Origin of the sequence: Pseudomonas anguilliseptica, from assembly GCF_021375795.1 — a bacterium.
Lineage (GTDB): Bacteria > Pseudomonadota > Gammaproteobacteria > Pseudomonadales > Pseudomonadaceae > Aquipseudomonas > Aquipseudomonas anguilliseptica_A.
This window is the reverse complement of record NZ_JAEIOI010000022.1, coordinates 1-267: the sequence shown is the minus strand read 5'-3', so window position 1 is coordinate 267 and position 267 is coordinate 1. Positions and strand designations below refer to the sequence as shown.

The window sequence follows — 267 nt, the reverse complement described above, 5'->3', positions numbered from 1 at the left end:
CCGTGACCGTTATCACCGGCACATCGTTGCTGCCTTGAATAGTGATCGTCAGGATCGCAGTGTCCTGATCACCATCGGCATCTTGCATGGTGTAGGTGAAGGTTTCAGTCAGCGTTTCACCATCATCCAGAGCCTGAACCCTCGGGTCGGCGTTGTTCAGCGTATAGCTGTAGGTGCCCGCTCCGGTGTCCGTGAAAGTACCGTAGGTGGCACTGGTGTTCGCCCAAGAGACGAAGCTGGTCGGAGCGTCGGCTCCCGGTTCACCAT

The 267-nt window shown here is 57.3% G+C and carries 1 protein-coding gene; it reads right to left on the bottom strand.

What is annotated here, in order from left to right; translation table 11 throughout:
* The coding region (locus tag IOD17_RS19575) for a VCBS domain-containing protein (protein WP_233686626.1) at positions 1–267 on the bottom strand (267 nt) is incomplete at both ends.